The organism is Rhodoplanes roseus (genome assembly GCF_003258865.1).
GTDB lineage: Bacteria > Pseudomonadota > Alphaproteobacteria > Rhizobiales > Xanthobacteraceae > Rhodoplanes > Rhodoplanes roseus.
On sequence record NZ_NPEX01000671.1, the window covers coordinates 1 to 416 of the forward strand.

A 416-nucleotide genomic window follows, 5' to 3' on the forward strand; every position below is an offset into this window, starting at 1 on the left:
GGCACAGGCGATGAGGCCGATGATGAGAGCCATGAAAGGCGATTTGTAGAGGCCTGACAGGAAGCTCGACATATCGATGGCGTCGTGCAGGCGAGCGATGAAGGCATCAGGCGTGATGCTCGAGTAAAGCCACAGCATCATCATGCCGCCGGCAAGCGTCGCGAGCGCGGCGATGAAAGACAGCAGCGGCAAGACGATCAACAGCGCCAGGATGCGCGGCAGGATGAGGACATTGATCGGATCCATGCCCATCACCCGCAACGCGTCGATCTCCTCGCGCATCTGCATGGAGCCGAGTTCCGCGGTGATCGCGCTGCCCGAGCGGCCTGCGACCATGATCGCGGTCAACAGCAACGAGATTTCGCGCAGAGCAAGAATGCCAAGGAGATCGACGGAGAAGACCTCGGCCCCGAAAT

1 protein-coding gene is annotated in these 416 nt (G+C 60.6%); it reads right to left on the reverse strand.

Annotated features, from left to right (window positions below; all coding sequences use genetic code 11):
- The coding region (locus CH341_RS31920; RefSeq protein WP_210208713.1) for an MlaE family ABC transporter permease at window positions 1–416 on the reverse strand (416 nt) is incomplete at both ends.